The sequence below is a fragment of the Pseudogemmobacter sonorensis genome (genome assembly GCF_042762395.1).
Classification (GTDB): Bacteria; Pseudomonadota; Alphaproteobacteria; order Rhodobacterales; family Rhodobacteraceae; genus Pseudogemmobacter; species Pseudogemmobacter sonorensis.
Window position 1 is genome coordinate 43550 of the sequence record NZ_JBEFZE010000003.1, and the last position, 13110, is coordinate 56659.

Annotated in this window: 11 protein-coding genes; 7 read left to right on the forward strand and 4 right to left on the reverse strand. The window is 67.2% G+C overall.

Annotated elements, in window-relative coordinates; all coding sequences use genetic code 11:
* Positions 1-15: 15 nt before the first annotated feature.
* The 6 genes from ABNX41_RS03275 (at position 16) to ABNX41_RS03300 (ending at position 8557) form a co-directional block, all read left to right on the forward strand.
* Positions 16-519, forward strand: coding sequence for a 6,7-dimethyl-8-ribityllumazine synthase (locus tag ABNX41_RS03275; RefSeq protein WP_438668296.1), 504 nt, complete (start codon positions 16-18; stop codon positions 517-519).
* Between the two features lie 128 nt (positions 520-647).
* Entirely contained in the window at positions 648-1235 is a 588-nt protein-coding gene (gene ssuE / locus ABNX41_RS03280; protein ID WP_438668297.1) for an NADPH-dependent FMN reductase, read from the forward strand.
* A gap of 94 nt (positions 1236-1329) precedes the next feature.
* Positions 1330-2649 (forward strand): LLM class flavin-dependent oxidoreductase, encoded by a 1320-nt coding sequence (locus ABNX41_RS03285; RefSeq protein WP_438668298.1) that lies wholly within the window; start codon positions 1330-1332, stop codon positions 2647-2649.
* A 69-nt stretch (positions 2650-2718) separates the two neighbouring features.
* On the forward strand, positions 2719-4035 hold the full coding sequence (locus tag ABNX41_RS03290) for an NtaA/DmoA family FMN-dependent monooxygenase (protein WP_438668299.1): 1317 nt from the start codon (positions 2719-2721) through the stop codon (positions 4033-4035).
* 254 nt (positions 4036-4289) lie between these two features.
* A complete protein-coding gene (locus tag ABNX41_RS03295; RefSeq protein WP_438668300.1) occupies positions 4290-5459 on the forward strand; it encodes an efflux RND transporter periplasmic adaptor subunit in 1170 nt (389 codons plus the stop codon).
* Positions 5459-8557, forward strand: coding sequence for an efflux RND transporter permease subunit (locus tag ABNX41_RS03300; protein ID WP_438668301.1), 3099 nt, complete (start codon positions 5459-5461; stop codon positions 8555-8557). Before ABNX41_RS03295 ends, ABNX41_RS03300 begins: the two co-directional genes overlap by 1 nt.
* Before the next feature lie 36 nt (positions 8558-8593).
* Here ABNX41_RS03300 and ABNX41_RS03305 read toward each other — a convergent pair whose 3' ends face one another.
* The 4 genes from ABNX41_RS03305 to ABNX41_RS03320 all read right to left on the reverse strand — a co-directional run bounded on the left by ABNX41_RS03305 (position 8594) and on the right by ABNX41_RS03320 (position 12257).
* The gene (locus tag ABNX41_RS03305; RefSeq protein WP_438668302.1) at positions 8594-9232 is read right to left on the reverse strand and encodes a TetR/AcrR family transcriptional regulator; all 639 of its coding nucleotides are present in this window, start codon (positions 9230-9232) and stop codon (positions 8594-8596) included.
* A 360-nt stretch (positions 9233-9592) separates the two neighbouring features.
* Entirely contained in the window at positions 9593-10642 is a 1050-nt protein-coding gene (locus tag ABNX41_RS03310; protein ID WP_438668303.1) for a YeiH family protein, read from the reverse strand.
* A gap of 142 nt (positions 10643-10784) precedes the next feature.
* Positions 10785-11966, reverse strand: a complete 1182-nt coding sequence (locus tag ABNX41_RS03315; protein ID WP_438668304.1) for a UxaA family hydrolase — start codon at positions 11964-11966, stop codon at positions 10785-10787.
* Positions 11967-11969: 3 nt separating this feature from the next.
* Complete coding sequence (locus tag ABNX41_RS03320; protein ID WP_438668305.1) at positions 11970-12257, reverse strand: UxaA family hydrolase; 288 nt, start codon at positions 12255-12257, stop codon at positions 11970-11972.
* A gap of 145 nt (positions 12258-12402) precedes the next feature.
* Here ABNX41_RS03320 and ABNX41_RS03325 point away from each other — a divergent pair, with 145 nt between their 5' ends.
* Positions 12403-13104 carry a GntR family transcriptional regulator gene (locus ABNX41_RS03325; protein WP_438668306.1) on the forward strand — a complete coding sequence of 234 codons (702 nt, stop codon included), beginning with the start codon at positions 12403-12405 and terminating at the stop codon, positions 13102-13104.
* The last annotated feature ends 6 nt before the right edge of the window (positions 13105-13110 follow it).

The following is a 13110-nucleotide window of genomic DNA, read 5'->3' on the forward strand; positions in this document are numbered from 1 at the left end:
AAAATGAGGACCAGCATGACGCCCAAGACCGCCCCGCCCTCGCGCATCGCATTCATAAGGGCCCGCTGGCACAGCGAGATCGTCGACCGCGCTTTCGACGGCTTCGCCGCCCGGGCGGCGGTGCTGATGCCGCATGTCCCGGTCGAGGCCTTCGACGTGCCGGGCGCGTTCGAAATGCCGCTGGCGGCGAAGAAACTGGCGCTTTCGGGCCGATACGGCGCGGTGGTCGCGGCGGCCTTCGTGGTGAACGGTGGCATCTACCGGCACGAATTCGTTTCCGAGGCGGTGGTCTCGGGGCTGATGCAGGTCGGGCTTGAGACCGGGGTGCCCTGCCTTTCGGTTTCGCTGACCCCGCATAATTTCCAGCCCGTCCCCGAGCTTGTCACCTTCTTCGGCGAGCATTTCGTCAAGAAGGGCGCCGAGGCGGCCGAGGCGGTTCATCAGATGCATGCGTTCTCGCGCAAGCTTGCCGCCGCGACGGGCGAGGCGGGAACCGAGGCGGGGATGAAGGCGGCCTGAGTCCCGCGCCCCGAGCCCCATGCCCCGAGTCCCGCCCGAAACGCACCGTGCCAGGACCCCGACGCGATCCGGTGCGGGCGACCGCCGCCGGGCAGCCCCGCAGAACCGCAGCCGAAAGCAGGACCTCCATGTCGAAATTCAAGATCGTTGCGCTGTCGTCCAGCCTGTCCAACCCGTCGAAGACCGCGATGCTCACGCAAAGCGTCGTCGGCCAGCTTGAGGCCGAGGGCTTCGAGCTTTCGGTCGTCAACCTGCGCGACATCCCCCCGGAGGCCTTCTTCGCCTATCCGGTCGAACACCCCGAGATGGTGAAGGCCTTCGCCGCCATCGAGGCGGCGGACGGCATCGTCATCGCCACGCCGATCTACAAATCCTCGTTCTCGGGGCTGCTGAAGTGCTTTCTCGACCTGCTGCCGCAATTCGCCTTCGCGGGCAAGGCGATCCTGCCGCTGGCGACGGGCGGCAGCCTCGCCCATGTGCTGGCGCTGGATTACAGCCTGCGCCCGGTGCTTCAGTCGATGGGCGCCCGGCATATCGTGCAGGGCCATTTCCTGGCCGAGAAGGACCTTCTTACAGACGGCGGCGTGGTGACGCTTGAGGCCGCCGCGCAGCGCGGCGTTTCCGAGGCGGTCCATCACTTCAAGGTCTCGGTCGCCTCGGCGACCGGGGACCGCTGGCTCGGCCATCCGAGGCCCGAGCGCGCGCCCAATCCCTGACCCCGGGCGCGGCCCCCCCCCGTGGCCGCCTTCGGCCGGGCACCCCCGCCCGGTCCCGACAAGAACCAAAGCCGCCCAACACGAAGGTATCTCCATGTCCGGCAATATGATGAGCCTCGCCCTGTTCATGTTCCCAGGGTATCATTTCGGCGCCTGGCGCCTGCCCGAGGCGATCCCCGGGATCGACCTTGGCATCGACCATTACATAAGGGCCGCCCAGCTTGCCGAGGAAGGCCGGATGGATGCGATCTTCTTCGAGGACCAGGCCGCCATCCCGCGCAGCAACAACATCCTGGCGGGGGACAAATTCGCCGCCGCCTCGCCGCGCGGCATCCATTTCGACCCGATGGTGCTGCTGCCCGCGCTGGCCATGGTCACCAGACATCTGGGCGTGGCCGGCACCGCGACGACCAGCTTCAACGACCCCTACAGCGTGGCGCGCCGCTTCGCCTCGATCGACTTCATCTCGAAGGGGCGGGCGGCCTGGAACATGGTCACCTCGTTCAACGAGAACGAGGCGCAGAACTTCGGCCTGGACGCGCTGGCCGACCATGCGACCCGCTACGAGCGCGCGGGCGAATTCGTCGATGTGGTGACCGGCCTGTGGGAAAGCTGGGAGAAGGGGGCGATCACCCGCGACAAGGAAAGCGGCGTCTATTTCGATGTCGAGAAGATGCATTTCCTTCAGCACAAGGGCAAATACTTCAACGTGCGCGGCCCGTTGACCATGGATCGCAGCCCGCAGGTCCGGCCGGTGATCCTTCAGGCCGGGGCCTCGGATCCCGGGCGGGCGCTGGCGGCGCGCACGGCGGATGTCGTCTTCACCCTGCAGACCAATGTCGAGGAGGCCCGCGCCTTCCGCGCCGATGTGCGCGCGCGGGCCGAGGCCTTCGGCCGCGATCCCGACATGGTCAAGATCCTGCCGGGGATCACCCCCTTCGTCGGCCGCACCGACCAGGAGGCGCAGGAATCGCGCGAGCGGATGCGCGACCTGATCCCCGAGGATCTGGCGCTCGGCTATCTGATGCAGCATGCCGGGACGGACCTGCGCCAATACGACCTCAACGGTCCGATGCCGGACCTGCCGGAAAGCAACGCGGGCAAGACGCACCAGTCGATGATCCTGAACTACGCCCGCAAGCACGGTCTTTCGATCCTTCAGACCGCGCGCCATTTCGGCCAGGGCAACCACATGCCGGTGGTCGGATCGCCGGTGACCATCGCCGATACGCTGCAACACTGGAAGGAAAGCGGCGCCTGCGACGGCTTCCTTGTGGTGCCGCCCTATTTCCCGGGCGGGATCGAGGATTTCGTGCGGCAGGTCATTCCCGAACTGCAACGCCGGGGCGCGTTCCGCAAGGAATATTCCGGCCCGCATCTGCGCGACCACCTGGGCGTGACCAGATACGCCTGAGCCGCCGCGCCCCTCTGCCCGCACCGGCCGCAAGGGCCGGATCCCCCTCCATTCCCCAAGGAACATCCCATGGCATCGCCCGTTACATCGCCCGAGTCCGAACTGATCCTGTGCGGCGCCCTCATGCATGGCGTCGGCATGCATATGGGCGCCTGGTCGTTCCGCGACGGCCCGGCTTCGGATTACGTCTCGGCCGAACTGCCGATCCAGGTCGCCCGCATCGCCGAAGAGGCCAAGCTGCACGGCATCTTCTATGCCGATGCGCTCGGCATCGCGGAAAGCGGCACCGACCGCCCGGTCAGCGCGCTGGATCCGGCGATGATCCTGGCCCTCGTCTCGGGGGTGACCAAAAGGATCGGGCTGGTGGCCACGGCCTCGACCACCTACAGCGACCCCTATCTGCTGGCGCGGGTGTTCGGAACGCTCGACCATCTCAGCGGCGGCCGGGCGGGCTGGAATTCGGTCGCGACCTTCAACTCGGCCGCCGCCCGCCAGTTCGGGGCCGAGGACCTGCCCAGCCGCGAGGAACGCTATGCGCGTGCGGACGAGTTCCTCGGCCTCGTGTTCAGGCTGTGGGAAAGCTGGGATCCCGACGCGCTGGTCGGCGACAAGGAAAACAAGGTCTTCGCCCGCCCCGAGGGCGTGCATGCCATCGATCACGTCGGCAAGTATTTCAAGGTTCAGGGCCCCTCGCCCTTCCCACGCCCCCCGCAGGGACGGCCGGTGATCTTCCAGGCCGGATCCTCGGAACCGGGCCGCGAGCAGGCGGCGCAATTCGCCGATGTGGTCTTCACCGCCCAGCATATCATGTCCGAGGCGGTGGAGTTCCGCGCCGACATGCGCCGCCGCGCCGCGAAATACGGCCGCAGCGTGAAGGTGCTGCCCGGCATGCTCTGCCATCTGGGCGCCACGCGCCAGGAGGCCGAGGCGCGGCGCGGCGCGCTCGACAACGAGGTGGGGACCGGGCCCGAGCTGGTCAGGCTGTCGCAGCGCAGCGGCGTGCCGGTCGAGGATCTGGTGCTTGACGAGAAGTTCCCGCTGCACGCCCTGATCCCGGAGGGGCAGTTCAAGGGCTCGCTGGGCTTCCGGCGCACGCTTGTCAACCTTGCGGTGAAAGAGGATTACACCGTGCGCGAGTTGCTGCTGCACTACGGCGGCGGCCATCATCGCGTGGTCGGGACGGCCTCGGACATCGCCGACGTCATGCAGGAGTGGCATGCGGCGGGCGCGGCGGACGGGTTCAACCTGATGGTCGATGCGCTTCCCTCCGGGCTGGAGGCGATCCGCGACTTGCTGGTGCCGGAACTTCAGCGCAGGGGCATGTTCCACAAGGATTATACCGGCACCACCTTCCGCGAAAGCCTCGGCCTTCCGCCCGCGTCCTGAGCGCCCCGTCGCCGCGTCCGCCCTCCGGCGCGCGGCCCGGATCCCGCCATTCCGGGCCGCGCGGCCTTCCCCCGGTGCCCGGGCGCGTGCTTCGGGCGCATTCAAGGGCCGAAAACGCCGTGCTTCGGATGGATCGTCGCGGGATGTTCATATAATGTTGACGGAGTGTCGCTCTCTTCGCATGAACCTGTGGAACCGCGTCCCCTGCCTGACGCTTGACCAGATGATTGCCAGCAAAGGGGCGTGTCCGCCTGATGAGATCCCGTATCCTCGATCCCGCCACCTTCGTCTTCGCCGCCATCGTGCTTCTGGTCGTCCTCTGGATCGGCAGCGGGATCTTCTCGCGCGAGGAGGCCGTCGTCGCCGAAGAGCGCCCCGCCCCGGTGGTCGCCGCAAGCTGGAGCGAGGCGCGCCCGGTCGAGCGTAAGCTGGTGCTTTACGGCGAGGTGCAGCCGACCCAGATCGTGACCCTGCGCTCGCGCGTGGACGGGCTGGTCGAGGAGATCGCCGAACAGGGGCGCCGCGTCGCCGAGGGCGATGTGCTGGGGCGGCTGAGCGCCGACGATCGCGAGGCCAAGCTGGCCCAGGCCCGGGCGCAACTGGCGGTGGCCGAACAGGCCTCGAATTCGGCGCAGTCGCTGGCCGATCGCGGCATCACGACCAGCCTTGACGCCAATGCGCGCCAGGCCGAGCTGGAGGCGGCCCGCGCGGCGCTGCGCGCGGTCGAGCTGGAGATCGAGAACACCACCCTGCGCGCGCCGATCTCGGGGGTGATCAACCGCGTGCTGGCCGAGAGCGGCAGCTACGTCTCACCGGGCGGCGAGGTGCTGGAGATCGTCAACAACGATCCGCTGCTCGCGATCATCCAGGTCCAGCAATCCCAGATCACCAATGTCGTCGGCGGCATGCCCGCCCGGGTGACCTTCATCGGCGGCGAGACGGCCGAGGGCAGGGTGCGCTTCGTGGCGCCGCTGGCCGACGCCGCCACCCGAACCTTCCGCGTCGAGGTCGAGGTGGACAATCCCGGCGGCCGCATCCCCGCCGGGATCAGCGCCGAGGTCGAACTGGTCACCGAAACGGTCGAGGCGCATTACATCTCGATGGCGCTGCTGCGCATCGACGCTCAGGGCCGCATCGGCGTCTATGTGCTGGATGGTGAAAACCGCACCGCCTTCCGGCCGATCGGCTTCGTTGCCGCAGATGCCTCGGGCGTCTGGATCAGCGGACTGGGGGCGCGCGAACATCTGGTCACGATCAGCCAGGGCGCGCTGGCCGGGGGCCAGGTGGTCGAGGTCCGCGAGACCCCGGCGGAATATCTTTCGCAGTCGCCGGGGGCCGAAGTCCCGGCGGGACCCGAGGATCCGGCGGTGACGCCCGAGAACGTGCCCGAGAACCTTCCCGAAGACCGGCCGGTGCAAGACTGATGGAGGCGCTGATCGCAGCCGCCTTCGCGCGCACCCGCACCACCCTTCTGCTGCTTGCGCTGGTCCTGATCGGCGGGGTGTTTTCCTATGTCACCATCTCGAAAGAGGCCTCGCCGGAAATCGAGATCCCCTATTTCACGGTGAACATCACCTATCCCGGCATCTCGGCGCAGGACAGCGCGCGGCTTCTGATCGAGCCGATGGAGCGCCGCCTGCAATCCATTGACGGACTGCGCAACATCACCGGCCAGGCGGGCGAGGGTTTTGCCTCGATCCTGCTGGAATTCCGGCCCGGCCAGGACCAGGCCAAGGCCTATCAGGATGTCCGCGACGAGGTGGACAACGCCACGCCCGACCTGCCCGCAGGCGCCAATGCGCCGGTGGTGCGCGAGATCGACCTGTCGATCTTCCCCATCCTGACCGTCGCTCTTTCCGGCGCGGTGCCCGAGCGCGAGCTGATCCAGATGGGCCGTGATCTCGCGCGCGAGATCGAAGGCATCTCGGGCGTCCTGCGCGCCAATCTGTCGGGCGACCGCGAGGATCTGCTGGAGATCATCGTCAACCCGCTGGCGATGCAAAGCTACGGCATCTCGGGGCCCGAGGTGGCGCAGGCGGTGCAGGCCAACAACCAGCTTGTCGCCGCCGGGGCCTTCGATACCGGGGCGGGGCGGGTCAGCGTCTCGATCCCCGGCACGATCCAGTCGCTGGCCGATGTGCTGGCGATGCCGGTCAGGGTCAGCGAGGGCACGGTGGTCCGCGTCCAGGACGTGGCCGAGGTGCGCCAGAGCTACCGCGATCCGGTCACTTTCGCCCGGTTGGACGGGCAGGGCGTGGTGGGGGTCGACATCACCAAGGTCTCGGGCGCCAATGTGCTCGACACCGTCGCCGCCGTGCAGGCGGTGGTGGAGGAGGCGCGCGCCGACTGGCCCGCCACGGTCAGCGTCAACTACATGCAGAACCAGGCCGAAGACATTTCCACCATGCTCGGCGATCTGGAAAACAGCGTGATCCTCGCGGTGCTGATGGTGATGCTGCCGACGATCCTCGTCCTGGGCCTGCGGGCCTCGGCCCTGATCGGGATCGCGATCCCGGGGGCGTTCTTCGGCGGGATCCTGGTCATCAACCTTCTGGGCTTCACCCTGAATATCGTGGTGCTGTTCGGGCTGATCCTGGTGATCGGCATGCTGGTCGACGGCGCGATGGTGGTGGTGGAAAAGGCCGAGCGCCTGCAATCCGAGGGCATGTCCGGCCCGGACGCCTTCCGCCAGTCGGCGCAGCGCATGGCCTGGCCGGTGATCGCGGCCATCGGCACCTCGCTGGCGGTGTTCTTTCCGCTGCTGTTCTGGCCCGGCATCGCGGGGCGGTTCATGTTCTACCTGCCCGCGACCGTGCTGATCACCCTGACGGTCTCGTTGCTCATGGCACTGATCTTCGTGCCGGTGGTGGGCGGGCTGATGGCCAGGGCGCGCACCACCAAGGCGCGCCCCGAGGTCGCGACGCCCGCCTTCTACCGGCGCATCCTGGACTATACGCTGCCGCGACCGGGCCTTACCCTTGGCATCGTCATCCTCGCCTTCCTGCTGTCGCTCATGGCTTACGGCCGGTTCGGCAAGGGATCGGAGTTCTTCCCATCGGTCGAGCCCGAGCGCGCCCAGATCCAGGTCAAGGCCGACGGCAACCTGTCGGTCTGGGAGGCGGACCGGCTGGTGCGGCTGGTCGAGAACGAGGTGATCGGCACCGAGGGGCTGAAGCTGACCTATTCGCGCACCATCGGCTCGGTCGAGGCGCGGCTGTCGTCGAATGTCGATCCCGACGTGATCGGCACCATCCAGATGGATCTGGCCGACTGGCGCAGCCGCCCCTCCGCGCGCGAGATCCTGGAGACCCTGCGCCAGAAGACCGCCCATCTGCCCGGCATCGGCATCCAGATCGAAGAGCAGGAACAGGGCCTCGGCTCGGCCCGCCCGGTCGAGATCGAGCTTTCCTCGCCGGACAATGACGCGCTTTTCGCCGCCTCGCGACAGTTGATCGCGCTGATGGAGGCGCAGGGCGGCTTCACCGAGATCTCCAGCGACGTGCCGCAGCCGGGCGTCGAGGTGCGGATCGAGATCAACCGCGAACAGGCCGCCCGCTATGGCGTGGATGTCGCCACGCTTGGCAATACCGTGCGGCTGATGACGAACGGCGTGACGCTGGGATCCTATCTGCCGCCGCAACTGGACGACGAGGTGGACATCGTCCTGCGCTTTCCCGCGCAGGAGCGCCATGTCGCGCAACTGGGCCTCGTGCGCGTGCTGACGCCGGGGGGCATGATTCCGCTGTCGAATTTCGTGACTGCCCAGCCCGGCCACGCCCCCTCGGTGATCAACCATTCGGGCGGCGAAAGCGTGCAGACCGTGACGGCGGGCCTTGCGCCCGGGCTGACGGTCGCGACCGAGCTGGAACGCCTGGGCCAGGCCATCGCGGCCGAGGATTTCGGTGCGGTCACCGTGCGTTTCGCGGGTGAGATCGAGGACCAGCAGGAGACGGTCCAGTTCCTGGGCATCGCCTTCGTGCTGGCGATTTTCCTGATGTTCATGGTCATGCTGACGCAGCTCAACAGCTTTTTCCAAAGCTTCCTGGTGCTGTCGGCGATCATCTGCTCGGTGCCGGGGGTGCTGCTCGTGCTGATGCTCAGCGGGTCGGCCTTCTCCATCGTCATGGGGGGGATGGGCGTGATGGCGCTGGCGGGGGTGGTGGTGAACAACAACATCATCCTGATCGATGCCTATAACGAGCATCGCCGCGCGGGCCTTGGCCCCGACGAGGCGGCCGCGCGCGCGGCGGGCGAGCGGCTGCGGCCGATCCTTCTGACCGCGCTGACCACGGTCACCGGGCTTTTGCCGATGGCGATGGGGCTGACCATCGACTTCTTCGCCCGCGACGCCTATTTCGGCGCGCCCTCGGGCCAGTTCTGGGTGCAGCTTTCAACCACCATCGTCGGCGGGCTGCTGGTGGGCACGGTGATCACCTCCTGCCTGACGCCGACGCTGCTGGCCTGGGACGGGCGGCGCAGGCTGCGCAAGGCCGCGCCCGCATCCGCCGAAGCGCCGGGATGATCGGGCCGGTCGCAGGGGTGCCGCCCGAGGTGGCGGCTACTCCCCGGGGTCTTCCGGCTTGACGAAATGCGGCACCGGCCCGTTCGGCGGCGCGGCGGGACGATCGGGCACCTGTGCGATGATCGCGCGCAGCAGATCGTCGGTCTGCCGGGCCGCATCCGCGCCGTCGATGCCGCGCAGATCGGGAAGCTTCAGGAAATTCCGCATGATGCGCAGCCCGATCAGCATCGACATGATGCTGGCCGCGCGCAGCCCGTCCTCGTTGCCGAGCTTTTGCTGGATCGGGCGAATGAACATCTCGTTAAGCTTCTCGCCGATGGGCCCCGCCGCAAGCGGCACGGTGAGCGAGCGGATCAGCACCAGCAGCGGCTCCGGGTCGTCGGTCTCGACCGGGAGGTGATCCGAGAAAAGGCTGCGGGTCAGCCGGTCGGAAAACTCGGCGGGCGTCATCCGGGTTATCCCGTGATCCCTCGACATATGTTCCAGAACGGCGAGGAACAGGCGCTCCTTCGAGCCGAAGCTTCTGTGGGCATGGGCCACGTCGACCGCCGCATCCGCCGCGATGTCGCGCAGATGGGTGTCGTGGTAGGAGGTCGCGGCAAAGCGGCGGACCGCCGCGCGCAGGATCCGGCCTTTGGTCGAGCCTGGGGCGGGCGGGCCTTTCTCGGCGGTCATGCCGTGGCGCCTTTCATGAAGCGAAACCTCTTTCCGCTGCGGGAGGCTGTCGGCCGGGATCGCCACCTGCGGCCGGGGATCCGACTGGCCTGGACGCGGAAGCCCGCGGGACGCAACCCATCCCTTCAGCTACCCCATGCGGGTGCGCGGTTCCAGCGGTCAGGTTTGGGGACGTCGCGCGCCATGGGGCGCGGCGGCGAGATTCAGGTGCAGGGCCGATGCGGTCTCGCGGCAGGTTCCAGGGCGGCGGTGCGCAAGGCGCGGGCTTCTCTGGCGCGGTCGGGGTGCGGGGCGGCATGTGGTCCGGTCCCGGATCGTCGCGCCTCTGCTGGTCCGGGCGCCGGTTTCACCTCTGCCCGCTCAGGCCATGAAATACAGGCCCGCCAGCATGAGAGCGGCCAGGAAGACCGTCTGGGTCACCACAAGGCCGACCGCGCTGCCGCCCACCTCGAACATCTTGATCAGCGAGGTCTTGATGCCGACGGCGGCGATGGCGGTCAGCAGGGCCCAACGGCTCAGCTCCTCAAGCAGCCCGGCCAGAAGCGCCGGGATCGCGCCGATGGAGTTGAGGCAGGCGAGGATCAAGAAGCCGGTGACGAAGCCCGGCAGCAGCGGGGGGCGCCGCCCCTCGGCGGGGTTGGGCTCGAACCCGCGGGCGCGGATCGCCAGCGAAAAGATCAGCACGACCGGCGCCAGCATGGCGACGCGGATCAGCTTGACCACGGTCGCGGTCTCGCCCACCTCGGCATTGATGGAAAAGCCCGCGCCGACCACTTGGGCCACGTCATGGATGGTGCCGCCCAGGAAGACGCCCGATTGCAGCGCGGTAAAGCCGAACCAACCCGACAGCACCGGATAAAGGATCATTGCGATTGTCGAGAGGATGGTCACGGCGATCACGGTGAAGGCCAGGTTGCGTTCGGATTTGTCGGTCTTGGGCAGGACGGCGGCGATGGCCATCGCCGCCGAGGCGCCGCAGATCGCCACCGCGCCCGCGGTCAGCAGCGAAAGCCGCCAGCCGCGCCCGAACAGCGCCCCGACCGCAAGCCCGAAGAGGATCGTCGCCAGCACGCCGCCGATGATCAGAAGGATCATCGCGCCGCCCAGATCGTCCAGCATCTGGATCGAGATCCGCGCGCCCAGAAGCGCCACGCCGATGCGCAGGACGGTCTTGGCCGAGATCTCGATACCGGCCCGGGTGCGGGTGCCCTCGTCGGCCAGGAAGTTCAGCGCCAGCCCCAGCAAGAGCGCCATGAGCATCGCTGGCGCCCCGTAATGTTCCGACAGGAATTGCGCGGCGACCGCGACCAGCAACGAAACCGAAATGCCGGGAAAGACCCGCATGAAGGTTTCGCGCGACAGATGCCATCTGCCGGGAAGAAGCCCCGGCGCCTCGGACCGCTCGGCCATATCCTGCCCCCGTTGTCAGAGCGGCCGCCAGATCGGGCTGGCGGCCCGCGATATCGGCCGGGGCGATCCGCGCGCGCCCCGACCCAGGATCCTTTCCCGACAAGATCCTTTCCCGGCCCTCGATCCGGTCGCTCGCGTGGGGTCAGGCGCTGCGATAGAGCTTGGTCATCGAGAATTCCCGATGCCCGAGCGTCTCGGCGCAGGTCATGCGGCCATTGGCGGTGCGCAGGATCATCTCGATCAGCGAATCGCCCGCCTGGTCGATGGTCATCTCGCGCGTCAGGACCCCGGTCACATCCACGTCGATATGTTCCGACATGGTGCGCAAGGTGCGCGGATTGCCCGAGATCTTGATCACCGGCACGATGGGATTTCCGACCACATTGCCCTGGCCCGTCGGGAAGGTGTGGATGACATAGCCGCCCGCCGCCATCAGCGTCACGCATTCCGCCGCCGCAGAAGAGCTGTCCATGAAATAAAGCCCCGGCCCCATGGAGGGCGCCTCGGCCGGGCCCATCGCGTCGATATAGGTCGAGGTGCGGCCGATCTTTTCCAGATTGCCGAGCGCCTTTTCCTCGATCGTGGTCAGGCCGCCGAGGATATTCCCCTTGGTCGGCTGGCTGTCTGACAGGTCGTTGGTCTTGAAGGCTTCGATCACATCATCCTGATAGGCCTGCCAGATCGCCTTGAACTTCGCCGCCGCCTCGGGGGTGGCGGCGCGTTTCTCGCAGATATGCTCGGCGCCGGTGATCTCGGAGGTCTCGCCGAAACAGCCGTAGATGCCCTGCGGCAGCAGCTTGTCGAACATGTTGCCGACGGTCGGGCAGGAGGACAGGCCGGTCGTGGTGTCGCTCTCGCCGCATTTGGTCGAGATCCACAGGTCCGAGACCGGGCAGTCTTCCTTTTGCAGCTCGGACGCCCAATGAACATAGTCCTTGGCCTTCCAGCTTGCCGCGCGGATGGTCTCGAAATCGCCCTTCTGCTCGATGGAAAAGCCGGTGACGGGCTTGCCGGTCTTCGCGATGCCGTCGACGATGACCTTGGTCCATTCCGGCTCGATCCCGATCACCACCACGGCGGCGACATTGGGGTTGGCGCCGGTGCCGATGATGGTGCGGAAATGCAGCTCCAGGTCTTCGCCGAACTGAAGGCGGCCATAGGCATGCGGGATCGCCATCGTGCCCTTGACGTTGTTCGCCACCGCCTCGCAGGCGGCGTTGGAGATGTCGTCGACCGGCAGGATCAGGACATGGTTCCTGACGCCGACGCGGCCGTTTTCGCGCCGCCAGGCCCGGACGGTCGCATTGCTGAAATCAAGAGCCATGGCTTACCACCGTTTCGTTTTGCAATTCTGGGTATGGACGTGGCCGCCCGTCTCGGCCTCGCCCGTCATGCGGCCGATGTCCTCGCCGTATTTGATGACGGTATCGCCGGTCTTCAGCGGCTTCAGCGCGACCTTGTGGCCGATCGGGATGTCCGCCTTCGCCGTCAGGCGGAAGTCGGAATTGTCGGCGGTGACGACGCAGAGCATCTCGGTGCCTGCGGCCAGATCCTCGACCACGACGACGCCGACGTTGTCCTCATGATCGTGAACCAGAAGCTGTGGAATGGCCAAGGTTTCCCCTCCCTCTTGAGGTGGCTGTGTTTTCCAGAGTGGTCGGGTCATAACATGTATCCTAACTCTTATACAAGAATAATTATATACTATTGTATTGCCCGCCAGCTTCGTGCTATTGCTGGCGAAACGAATGGAACCGTCGATGACCGCGCCGCTGTATCAGACTGTGATCGACAACATCGTCGCGCGGATCGCGGCGGGGGATCTGTTGCCCGGCTCGATGCTGCCCAGCGAGTTCCAGCTTGCCGCGGACACCGGCGTCTCGCAGGGGACGGCGCGCAAGTCGCTGATGATGCTGGAGCAATTGGGGATCGTGCGGCGCGAGCAGGGGCGCGGCACCTTCGTCACCGCCCGCACGCCCGAAAGCGCGCTGTTCAACTTCTTCCGCCTGCGCGAAGCCGATGGCACGATGGTCCGCCCCGAGCTTGGCCATGAGCTTCTGGCGCGCCGCCCGGCCACATCCGCCGAGGCGGGCCTGCTGGACGGCGCCCCTTCCGAGGTGTTCGAGATCCGCCGCATCCGCACCATCCGCGACGTGCCGACCGTGCATGAGACGGTGGTGGTTTCGGTGCTGCGCTTTCCCGGGCTGGACCTGCGCTCGCCTTTGCCCAATACGCTCTATGTGCTTTACCAGCAGGCCTATGGCTGCATCGTCCTGCGGGCCGACGAATCGATCTCGGCCATGGCGGCCGACGAAGCCGTCGCCCGCGCGCTGCGGATTGCGCCGGGCACGCCGGTCCTGTGCATCGACCGCGTCGCCTATGACATCCTGGGCCATGCGATCGAATGGCGGCGCAGCCTGTGCCGCACCGACAGCCTGGTCTACAAGGTCTCTCTGACGTGACGGCGG

Bases quoted from the DNA above. Each gene is read 5' to 3' on its own strand.
- ABNX41_RS03295 (WP_438668300.1), top strand. From the start codon at position 4,290: ATGAGATCCCGTATCCTCGATCCCGCCACCTTCGTCTTCGCCGCCATC.
- ABNX41_RS03325 (WP_438668306.1), top strand. From the start codon at position 12,403: ATGACCGCGCCGCTGTATCAGACTGTGATCGACAACATCGTCGCGCGG.
- ABNX41_RS03285 (WP_438668298.1), top strand. From the start codon at position 1,330: ATGTCCGGCAATATGATGAGCCTCGCCCTGTTCATGTTCCCAGGGTAT.
- ABNX41_RS03290 (WP_438668299.1), top strand. From the start codon at position 2,719: ATGGCATCGCCCGTTACATCGCCCGAGTCCGAACTGATCCTGTGCGGC.
- ABNX41_RS03315 (WP_438668304.1), bottom strand. From the start codon at position 11,966: ATGGCTCTTGATTTCAGCAATGCGACCGTCCGGGCCTGGCGGCGCGAA.
- ABNX41_RS03310 (WP_438668303.1), bottom strand. From the start codon at position 10,642: ATGGCCGAGCGGTCCGAGGCGCCGGGGCTTCTTCCCGGCAGATGGCAT.
- ABNX41_RS03300 (WP_438668301.1), top strand. From the start codon at position 5,459: ATGGAGGCGCTGATCGCAGCCGCCTTCGCGCGCACCCGCACCACCCTT.
- ABNX41_RS03275 (WP_438668296.1), top strand. From the start codon at position 16: ATGACGCCCAAGACCGCCCCGCCCTCGCGCATCGCATTCATAAGGGCC.
- ABNX41_RS03305 (WP_438668302.1), bottom strand. From the start codon at position 9,232: ATGACCGCCGAGAAAGGCCCGCCCGCCCCAGGCTCGACCAAAGGCCGG.
- ssuE (WP_438668297.1), top strand. From the start codon at position 648: ATGTCGAAATTCAAGATCGTTGCGCTGTCGTCCAGCCTGTCCAACCCG.